Annotated in this window: 11 protein-coding genes and 1 tRNA gene; 9 read left to right on the forward strand and 3 right to left on the reverse strand. The window is 69.6% G+C overall.

The window, feature by feature from the left end; translation table 11 throughout:
• The 9 genes from BB334_RS18545 to BB334_RS15460 all read left to right on the forward strand — a co-directional run.
• Positions 1–1,582: ATP-binding protein (locus BB334_RS18545; RefSeq protein ID WP_068809489.1), on the forward strand; the 1,582-nt coding region annotated here is incomplete at its 5' end.
• 82 nt (positions 1,583–1,664) lie between these two features.
• Entirely contained in the window at positions 1,665–3,353 is a 1,689-nt protein-coding gene (locus tag BB334_RS15430) for an AMP-binding protein (protein WP_068809370.1), read from the forward strand.
• A gap of 16 nt (positions 3,354–3,369) precedes the next feature.
• Positions 3,370–4,305 (forward strand): hydroxymethylglutaryl-CoA lyase, encoded by a 936-nt coding sequence (locus tag BB334_RS15435; protein ID WP_068809371.1) that lies wholly within the window; start codon positions 3,370–3,372, stop codon positions 4,303–4,305.
• Between the two features lie 105 nt (positions 4,306–4,410).
• Positions 4,411–4,614, forward strand: a complete 204-nt coding sequence (locus BB334_RS17755; RefSeq protein WP_083200455.1) for a DUF1289 domain-containing protein — start codon at positions 4,411–4,413, stop codon at positions 4,612–4,614.
• The gene (locus BB334_RS15440) at positions 4,611–4,793 is read left to right on the forward strand and encodes a DUF1289 domain-containing protein (protein WP_068809372.1); all 183 of its coding nucleotides are present in this window, start codon (positions 4,611–4,613) and stop codon (positions 4,791–4,793) included. The genes BB334_RS17755 and BB334_RS15440 overlap by 4 nt, the downstream gene beginning before the upstream one ends.
• Entirely contained in the window at positions 4,790–5,710 is a 921-nt protein-coding gene (locus BB334_RS15445) for an MBL fold metallo-hydrolase (protein ID WP_068809373.1), read from the forward strand. The genes BB334_RS15440 and BB334_RS15445 overlap by 4 nt, the downstream gene beginning before the upstream one ends.
• A 125-nt stretch (positions 5,711–5,835) precedes the next feature.
• Positions 5,836–6,735, forward strand: coding sequence for an RNase adapter RapZ (rapZ, locus tag BB334_RS15450; RefSeq protein ID WP_068809374.1), 900 nt, complete (start codon positions 5,836–5,838; stop codon positions 6,733–6,735).
• Between the two features lie 8 nt (positions 6,736–6,743).
• Positions 6,744–7,121 (forward strand): NusG domain II-containing protein, encoded by a 378-nt coding sequence (locus tag BB334_RS15455; RefSeq protein WP_083200456.1) that lies wholly within the window; start codon positions 6,744–6,746, stop codon positions 7,119–7,121.
• Positions 7,102–7,653, forward strand: a complete 552-nt coding sequence (locus tag BB334_RS15460) for a Gx transporter family protein (protein WP_198531270.1) — start codon at positions 7,102–7,104, stop codon at positions 7,651–7,653. The genes BB334_RS15455 and BB334_RS15460 overlap by 20 nt, the downstream gene beginning before the upstream one ends.
• Positions 7,654–7,829: 176 nt before the next feature.
• Here the strand turns inward: BB334_RS15460 and BB334_RS15465 are convergent, their stop codons facing one another.
• From BB334_RS15465 to BB334_RS15475, 3 genes are all read right to left on the reverse strand, one after another.
• The gene (locus BB334_RS15465) at positions 7,830–8,702 is read right to left on the reverse strand and encodes a dienelactone hydrolase family protein (RefSeq protein ID WP_068809377.1); all 873 of its coding nucleotides are present in this window, start codon (positions 8,700–8,702) and stop codon (positions 7,830–7,832) included.
• Positions 8,703–8,858: 156 nt separating this feature from the next.
• Positions 8,859–9,125, reverse strand: coding sequence for a translation initiation factor IF-1 (gene infA / locus BB334_RS15470; RefSeq protein ID WP_068809378.1), 267 nt, complete (start codon positions 9,123–9,125; stop codon positions 8,859–8,861).
• 442 nt (positions 9,126–9,567) lie between these two features.
• A tRNA-Lys gene (locus tag BB334_RS15475) sits at positions 9,568–9,643 on the reverse strand.
• Positions 9,644–9,782: the final 139 nt, after the last annotated feature.

The raw sequence follows: 9,782 nt of genomic DNA on the forward strand, positions 1-9,782 counted from the left end.
CAGCTACCTGCACCAGCAGGCCGACGCCATCGGCTACCCGGTGCTGATCAAGGCCGCGGCCGGCGGCGGCGGCAAGGGCATGCGCCTGGTGGAGAAGTCGGAGGACTTCATCGACCTGCTCGCCTCCTGCAAGCGCGAGGCGATCTCCAGCTTCGGTGACGATCATGTATTGGTCGAGAAGTACATCACCAAGCCGCGTCACATCGAGATCCAGGTCTTCGGTGACACCCACGGCAACGTGGTCTACCTGTTCGAGCGCGACTGCTCGGTGCAGCGCCGCCACCAGAAGGTGCTCGAGGAAGCGCCCGCACCGGGCATGACGTCAGAGCGGCGCGCGGCGATGGGCAAGGCCGCGGTCGATGCGGCGAAGGCGGTGGGCTACGTCGGCGCCGGCACGGTCGAGTTCATCGCCAACCAGGACGGCTCCTTCTACTTCATGGAGATGAACACCCGGCTCCAGGTCGAGCACCCGGTCACCGAGATGATTACCGGGCTGGACCTGGTCGAATGGCAGCTGCGCGTCGCCGCCGGCGAGAAGCTGCCGCTCGCCCAGGAACAGTTGCAGCTGCGCGGCCATGCGCTCGAGGCGCGGATCTACGCCGAGGACCCGGCCAAGGGCTTCCTGCCCTCGACGGGACGGCTGGTGCACCTCGCGCCGCCGGCCGAGTCGCTCAACGTGCGGGTCGACACCGGCGTCGAGGAGGGCGACGAGATCAGCCCGCACTACGACCCGATGATCGCCAAGCTGATCGTGTGGGATATCAACCGCGACCGCGCGCTCGCCCGCATGCTGCAGGCGCTCGCCGAATACCGCGTGGTGGGCGTGGCCAACAACATCGAGTTCCTGTCGCGCCTGACCGCCAGCCCGGCGTTCGCCGGCGCCGACCTCGACACCGGCCTGATCGAGCGCGAGAAGGACTATCTCTTCCCCGCCGACCCGGTGGTGCCCGAGCAGGCCTGGCTGGTGGCGGCGCTCGGCGAACTGCTGCGCGAGGCCGAGCGCAGCGCGGAGTCCGCCCGCCGCGGCAGCGATCCATTGTCGCCCTGGCATGCGAGCGACGGCTGGCGGATCAACGCCACCGCCCGCCGCGAGCTGATGTTCCGCCACGGCGAGACCCAGAAGACGGTGATCGTCGCCTACCGGCCCGACGGTTACCGGCTCACGGTCGACGGCCACACGGTGCAGGCGCGCGGCCGGCTCAATCCGCGCGGGCTGCTGCGCGTCGAGCTCGACGGCACCCGCAGCGACGCCACCGTGATCGTCGCCGGCGAGAAGCGCCACGTGTTCTTCCACGGTCGCAGCTGGCAGCTCTCCTGCATCGACCCGCTGCTGCACACCGGCGAGGGCGGCGGCGCCGAGGGCGGCCTGCTGGCGCCGATGCCGGGCAAGGTCATCGCCCTGGTGGCGGCCGAGGGCGCCACGGTGGAGAAGGGTGCGCCGCTGCTGATCCTGGAGGCGATGAAGATGGAGCACACGATCACCGCGCCCGCCGCCGGCACCGTGAAGACTTTCCGCTTCGCGGTCGGCGACCAGGTCGGCGACGGTGCCGAGCTGGTCGATTTCGAGGCCGCGACTGCCTGAGCCCGGACCCGGGCGCGGCGATCGCCGCGCCCTTGCCACGCCGGACCACAAGAAAGAGAGAAGAGAGGAGAAGGACGACAAGATGAGCACCCCGAGTTATGTCCATGGCGCGTCGAGCACGCCGCTCATCGGCCTGACCATCGGCCGCTACTTCGACGAGGCTTGCGAGCGCCACGCCGAGCGCGAGGCGATCGTCGTGCGTCACCAGAACGTGCGCCTGAGCTATGCCGCGTTCAAGCAGAAGGTGGATGCGCTCGCCTGCGGCCTGATGCGGCTCGGCCTCGAGCGCGGCGATCGGATCGGCATCTGGTCGCAGAACAACCTGGAGTGGGCACTGACCCAGTTCGCCACTGCGAAGGCCGGGCTGGTGATGGTGAACATCAATCCCGCCTACCGCCTCGCCGAGCTCGAGTACGCGCTGAACAAGGTCGGCTGCCGGGCGCTCGTGCTGTCGCCCGCCTTCAAGGGGAGCGACTACCTCGGCATGATCGGCGAGCTCGCGCCCGAACTCGGCCACTGCGAACCCGGCCTGCTGCGCAGCCACCGGCTGCCCGGGCTGGAGATGGTGATCCGCATGGGCGCGGAGAAGACGCCCGGCATGCTCGACTTCGACGAACTGCTGCGCACGCCCACGCGTGAGGAGTCCGACGCGCTCGCGCTGCTGTCGGAGAGGCTGCAATTCGACGATCCGGTCAACATCCAGTTCACCTCGGGCACCACCGGCCATCCCAAGGGCGCGACCCTGTCGCACCACAACATCCTCAACAACGGCTTCTTCGTCGGCGAGGCGATCCGGCTCGTGGCGGGCGACCGCGTGTGCATCCCGGTGCCGCTCTACCACTGCTTCGGCATGGTGATGGGCAACCTCGGCTGCCTGACCCACGGCGCCACGATGGTCTACCCGGGCGAGGCCTTCGACCCGCTCGCGGTGCTCGAGGCGGTATCCGAGGAGCACTGCACCGCGCTCTACGGCGTGCCGACGATGTTCATCGCCGCGCTCGACCATCCGCGTTTCGCCGAGTTCGACATGTCACCGCTGCGCACCGGCATCATGGCCGGCAGCCCCTGCCCGATCGAGGTCATGAAGCGCGTGATCGAGCGCATGAACATGGCCGAGGTCACGATCGCCTACGGCATGACCGAGACCTCGCCGGTGAGCTTCCAGAGCGCCACTGACGACCCGATCGACCGCCGCGTGTCGACCGTGGGCCGGGTGCAGCCGCACTGCGAGGTCAAGATCGTCGACACCGAAGGCTGCATCGTGCCGCGCGGCACGCCGGGCGAGCTGTGCACCCGCGGCTACTCGGTGATGCTCGGCTACTGGGGCGACGACGACAAGACCGGCGAGGCAATCGACGCCGGCGGCTGGATGCACACCGGCGACCTCGCGGTGATCGACGACCAGGGCTACTGCAACATCGTCGGCCGCATCAAGGACATGGTCATCCGCGGCGGCGAGAACATCTATCCGCGCGAGATCGAGGAGTTCCTCTACGGCCACCCCAAGGTGCTCGACGTGCAGGTGGTCGGCGTGCCCGACCAGAAGTACGGTGAGGAGCTGTGCGCCTGGATTATCCTGCGCGAGGGCGAGTCGATGAGCGAGGACGAGGCGCGCGAGTACTGCAAGGGCCAGATCGCGCACTACAAGATCCCGCGCTACATCCAGTTCGTCGACAGCTTCCCGATGACGGTGACCGGCAAGATCCAGAAGTTCCTGATCCGGCAGAAGATGAAGGAGGCGCTCGGGCTGGATGAGACGAAGACTGCCTGATGAAGAGGACCGACCCATGACCGTAGCGAAGCTTCCCGCCGCTGTCCGCATCGTCGAGATGGGCCCGCGCGACGGCCTGCAGAACGAGAAACAGCTCGTCTCCACCGACACCAAGCTCGAGCTGGTGCGCCGCCTCGAGCGAGCAGGGCTGAAGGCGATCGAGACCACCTCCTTCGTGTCGCCCAAGTGGGTGCCGCAGATGGGCGACAACGCCGAACTGCTGCCCCGCGTGCTCGCCGCTGCCGCACCCGGTGTCGCCTACCCGGTGCTCACCCCGAACCTGAAGGGCTTCGAGGCCGCGCTCGCCGCCGGGGCGAAGGAGGTCGCGGTGTTCGGCGCCGCCTCCGAGTCCTTCAGCCAGAAGAACATCAACTGCTCGATCGCCGAGTCGCTGGAACGCTTCCGTCCGGTGACCGAGGCGGCACACACGGCCGGCGTGCGCGTGCGCGGTTACGTCTCCTGCGTGGTCGGCTGCCCCTACGAGGGCGCGGTCGCGCCGCAGGCGGTGGCGGAGGTCGCGGCGACGTTGCTGGAGATGGGCTGCTACGAGGTCTCGCTCGGCGACACCATCGGCACCGGCAATCCGGCGAGCATCGCCCGCATGCTCGAGGCGGTCATGAAGCGCGTGCCGGCGGACAAGCTGGCAGGCCACTACCACGACACCTACGGCATGGCGGTGGCCAACGTCTACGCCTCGCTCGAGATGGGCGTGGCGGTGTTCGACGCCTCGGTCGGCGGGCTGGGCGGTTGCCCGTACGCCGCTGGCGCGTCGGGGAACGTCGCCACCGAGGACGTGGTCTGGCTGCTGCACGGCCTCGGCATCGAGACCGGCATCTCGCTCGATGCGCTGGTCGACACCGCGGCCTGGATCAGCGCCGAACTCGGCCGCGAGCCGGCCTCGCGGGTGTCGCGTGCGGTGCTGGCCAAACGCGCGAAGACGGGCGACGCCTGAGCGCGCCGCGACGGCCCCGGTGCCGAATCGGTCATAATCGGGCCTGAGTCCATCACGATCGGCGCGCATGTACGCGTCGGCCACTCCCCAGCAGAGACTGTCACCATGAGCGTTCCTTCCCCCTGCATCAACGTTTGCCGCATGAATTCCGACACCGGCTGGTGCGAAGGCTGCCTGCGCAGTATCGACGAGATCGTCCGCTGGAGCCGCAGCGACGACGGCGAGAAGCGCCGCATCCTCGCCGAGGTCGAGGCGCGCCGTGCCGGCGCCGGCGTGGCCGGCCGCAACCCGGAGGGCGTGCGCGCATGAATGACTCGCTCTGCCTGGGCATCTGCATGATCGACTGGGACGAGGGCATCTGCGTCGGCTGCGGCCGCACCGCCGACGAGATCGACGGCGTGCCGGTGCCGCCGCCGGCCGGGCTCGCGCCGGAAACGCCGCCGCTGCCCGCCAACGTCGCCGCACAGGTCGGCGAGGGCAGCGAGTGAGCGCTGCCCCGAGGCTGCCGGCCACGCTCCAGGTCTTCGAGCGCGGCTGGCTGTCGTCCAACAACATCCTGCTGACGGACGGCGAAGAGGCGACGCTGATCGACGCCGGCTACGTCAGTCATGCGGCGCAGACGGTGGCGCTGGTGCGCGAGGCGCTCGGTGCGCGCCGGCTCGGACGCCTGATCAACACCCATTCGCATTCCGACCACATCGGCGGGAACGCCAGCGTGCAGCGCAGCTTCGGCTGCTCGATCATCGTGCCCGTGGGCATGGAGCGCGCGGTCACGCACTGGGACGAGGCCGCCCTGCTGCTCAGCACCGCCGCGCAGGCCGGGGAACGCTTCGAGGTCGATGCCACGCTCGCCCCCGGCGAGCGCTTCGTCGCCGGCGAACTCGAGTGGCAGGCGCTCGCCGCGCCCGGTCACGACATGGACGCGCTCGCCTACTACAACCCCGAGCGCCGCATCCTGATCTCGGGCGACGCGCTATGGCGCGACGGCTTCGGGATCCTGTTCGCCGACGTGCTCGGCACCGGCGACGGCCTCGGCGAAGCACGGCGCACGCTGGAGGCGATCGGCCGCCTCCCCGTCGACCTCGTGCTTCCCGGTCACGGCGCGCCCTTCGCCGAATTCGACGACGCCCTCGAGCGCGCCTTCGCCCGTCTGCGCGCCTTCGAGGCCGACGGCGCGCGCATGGCGCGCAATGCGATCCGCGCCTGCGTGACCTTCAAGCTGCTCGAAGTGCGCAGCATGGCGCTCGACACGCTGCCGCAATACCTCGCCGAGACGCCGCTCTACCGCGCCGCCAACGAACGCTTCCTCGGTATGGACGAGGGGGCGCTCGCGGACTGGCTGGTGAAGGAGCTCGAGCGCGCCGGGGTGGCCGAGCGCCGCGACGGGGCGCTGCTCGCGCGCTGACCGCCGCTGCCCGTCCGCGTCCGCGGGAACGGCGGCCGGTGCGGGCGGTCGGACTGTAAACCGCGCGCCATCAACGCTCGGCTATAGTGTCGTCCGGCCCCACGAACCCAGCGAGTCGCAGCACCATGCATATCGTCCTCATCAGCGGCCTTTCCGGCTCAGGCAAGAGCATCGCCCTCAACGTGCTGGAGGATGCGGGCTACTACGTGGTGGACAACCTCCCCGCCAGCCTGCTGGGCGAACTGATCGACACGCTCGACGAGGACGGCTACCGACGCGTCGCGGTGGTGGTCGACATGCGCTCCGGCGCCAGCATCGCTGCATTGCCGGCCCAGGTGAATGCGCTGCGCGAGCGCGTCGAGGACCTGCGCTTCATCTTTCTCGATGCGCGGAGCGAAACCCTGATCGCACGCTTCTCCGAAACCCGCCGTCGTCACCCGATGGCGAACGAGGGCGTGTCCTTGCAGGAGGCGATCCAGAGCGAGCGCGAGGCGCTCGAGGAGATTTCCGCGCTCGGCGTGCGCATCGATACCAGCGAGCTGCACCCGAACACCCTGCGCAACTGGATCAAGGACATCATCCAGGCGTCGCACGCGGACAGCCTGAGCCTGCTGTTCCAGTCCTTCGGCTTCAAGTACGGCATCCCGATCGACGCCGACCTCGTGTTCGACGTGCGCTGCCTGCCGAATCCGCACTACGATCCGGTGCTGCGCCCGCTGACCGGGCGCGACCAGCCGGTGATCGACTTCCTCGAGAAGATCCCCGAGGTGGGCTCGATGGCGGAGGACATCCGCCAGTTCATCGCGCGCTGGCTGCCCGCCTACCAGCGCGACAACCGCAGCTATCTGACGGTGGCGATCGGCTGCACCGGCGGCCAGCACCGCTCGGTCTACATCGCCGAATGGCTCGCCCGGCGCTTCGCTGACCAGGCTCGCGTGATGGTGCGTCACCGGACCGCGGCGCGGCGCGTGAGCGACCGCGCAGCCGATGCCGGGGGCGTGTTCGGGGGCGTGGTCGGCAAGTGAAGCCCGGGATGACGGGCTGGCGTCACTGGCTGCGTCCCGGCGACAGCGTGGTGGTCGTGCTCGGCGCGCTCGTGTGCGTATGGTCGGCGCTCGCGATGTGGCGCGGCGGCGCGCCCGATTCGGCGCTGATCCGCGCCGGCGGCACGCTGGTGGCCGAGGTGGCGCTCACGCGCGCGCAGATGGTCGAGGTCGAGGGGCCGCTCGGCACCACGCGCATCGAGATCGCGCCGGGCCGCGCGCGGGTAGCGTCCGATCCCGGGCCGCGCCAGTACTGTGTGCGCCAGGGCTGGCTGGAGCGCGCGGGTGCGGTGGCGATCTGCGCCCCCAACGAGGTGAGCCTGATGCTGACCGGGCGCGGCGCCGACTATGACTCCCTCAACTATTGAACTCGTACCGGCGGCGGAGGATCGCCGCATCGCGCGCCACGCCGCGGCGGCGATCGTGCTGACCGTGGCGGAGGCGGCGATCCCGCTGCCGCTGCCCGGGGTCAAGCCCGGGCTGGCGAACATCGTCACCCTGGTGGTGCTCGCGCGCTGGGGCTGGCGTGAGGCGGTGTGGGTGGCTCTGCTGCGGGTCTTCGCCGGCAGCCTGCTGCTCGGCCAGTTCCTCGCGCCGGGCTTCTTCCTCAGCCTGTCGGGCGCGATCGCCAGCCTGCTCGTGCTCGGGCTGGCGATGCACCTGCCCCAGCGCTGGTTCGGCCCGGTCAGCCACAGCATCCTCGCCGCCTTCGCCCATATCGGCGCGCAGCTGGTGGTCGCACGGCTCTGGCTGGTGCCGCACGACGGGGTCTTCTACCTGATGCCGGTGTTCGCCGCCGCCGCGGTGGTGTTCGGCCTCGGCAACGGGCTGGTGGCCGCGCGCCTGTTGCACGAGCTCGGGCGCGGGTCCGAGCCCGCGGAAAAGAATCCGGAACGCTGAGCGCCCCGCGCCGTCGAACCCGCATCGACAGCGGGAGGGATGTGGATGCGCGGACGGTGGTGGCGCTGGCTGAGTGCCTTGATGGCGGTCGTGTTCGGCCTCGTGTTCGGCTTTCTCGCCGGCTTCGGCGTGGCGCGGGCCGCGGCGCCGGCGGCGCCCGGCGGCCCGCAGGCCGATCAGCCGAGCCTGTCCTCGAACCAGGCGGTGAGCCGCATCCAGCCGTCTTCCGCCTCCTCCTTGCGGTAGCTCGGCCGGTAGTCGGCGTGGAAGGCGTGCGGCGCCTCGGGGTAGACCACGATCTCGCTCGGCTGGCCGGCCTTCTCCAGGGCCTCGCGCATCATCTCCACGTCGTCTAGCGAAATGCCCTGGTCCTGGCCGCCGTAAAGGCCGAGCACCGGCGCGTGAAGCGTTTCGACGACGTCGATCGGGTGGTTCGGATTGTTCTCCGAGGGCGCGCCATCGAGGCGACCGTACCAGGCCACGCCCGCCTTCAGTGCCGGATTGTGGGCGGCATACAGCCAGGTGATGCGCCCGCCCCAGCAGAAGCCGGTGATCCCCAGCCGGGTGGCATCGCCGCCCTTGTCGGCGGCCCATGCGGCGCAGGCGTCGAGGTCGGCCATGACCTGCGCGTCGGGCACCTTGGCGACGATCGCCTGCAGGATCTCGGCGACGTTGTCGATTGCGGTCGGGTCGCCCTGGCGGAAGAAGAGTTCGGGCGCGATCGCGAGATAGCCTTCGCGGGCGAGCCGGCGGCAGACGTCGCGGATGTACTCATGGACGCCGAAGATTTCCTGTACCACCAGGATGACCGGCATTTTGTCGCGGCCGGCCGGGCGGGCGAAATAGACGGGCAACTCGCCGCCGTCGACCGCGATCCGCGCTTCGCCGGTGTCGAGCCCTTCGGCGTCGGTGCGGATCACGCTCTGCGCCTGTACCGGCTGCACGGCGAGGGCGAAGCCGGCCGCCGCCAGGGTGGTGACGAAGCCGCGGCGGCTGAGGCGGGCGGCGGGCAACAGGCTGTCGAACTGGGGGTCTTGATCGCTCTTCATCGGGTCTCTCCTCGGGTGGGGGGTGACGAGGGTCGGTGGTGGCGCCCCGTCCCCACCCAATGCTAGCAAGCAGGCGCGGCGCACGGTGCGATTGCACGCCCGAAAAGCGAAAAGCCCCTGCGGGGCAGGGGCTCTTCGTGTCGCGCGGCGCGGTGCTCAGCGACGGCGGCGGGGCGGCGCCGCGGAGGCGCCGGCCGGGCGGCCCGGCAGATGGCGGAAAGTGATCCGCCCCTTGCTCAGATCGTAGGGCGACATCTCGAGCGAGACGTTGTCGCCGGCGATGATGCGGATGTGGTGCTTGCGCATCTTGCCGCCGGAGTAGGCGATCAGGTTGTGGCCGTTGTCGAGGGTGACGCGATAGCGGCCGTCGGGCAGCACCTCGGTAACGGATCCTTGCATTTCGATGAGTTCTTCCTTGGCCATGTTCGGGCTCCTGTTTGGCTGGGGCGGCGTCGTCCGGATGTTCGGACGACCGCTGCCGGGACCTGCTTCCGCCGAGGCAAGCCTTGATTCAGCGCCCGGCCAGCGAGGGTGACGCGGCGGCGCTTCGCGAAATCGGCGCGGTAAGTGGCGGGCCGAAGCTCTTGTGCTCGATGGCAACCCTGTGCCCACGGGCGGCAGGGTAGGGCGACGCGATGGTGAAGCGTGCGCGCGCCGCGCTGGGACGGTCGATGGGGCGAGACCGTTACGGTTCGCTTGCCGGGTCGGGGACGCGCAAGCAGTGGGTCCGGGCGAGGACGCCGGACCGGCGACGGAGCGTGCCGGGCGGTGCGTTCGGGACCGGAACCGGACCGATGACCGGGCGAACGAGGAGCGGAAAGAAAAATAGCCAGACTCTCGAGCCTGGCTATTTTCCTGAATCTCCTGGTAGGCCGTGCTGGGCTCGAACCAGCGACCAACGGATTAAAAGTCCGCTGCTCTACCAACTGAGCTAACGACCCGCCGTGAAGTCGCGAATGATAGTGAGACACTTCGAGAGTGTCAAGTTCCGATTGACGGGAATTCGTGCCATCGTCGCCTCAGGCTTCGCGCATCATCAGCCAGTACTGGATCTTCATGGTCACCGCCGCGCCGGCGATG

The sequence above is a fragment of the Thauera phenolivorans genome (assembly GCF_001696715.1).
GTDB lineage: Bacteria > Pseudomonadota > Gammaproteobacteria > Burkholderiales > Rhodocyclaceae > Thauera > Thauera phenolivorans.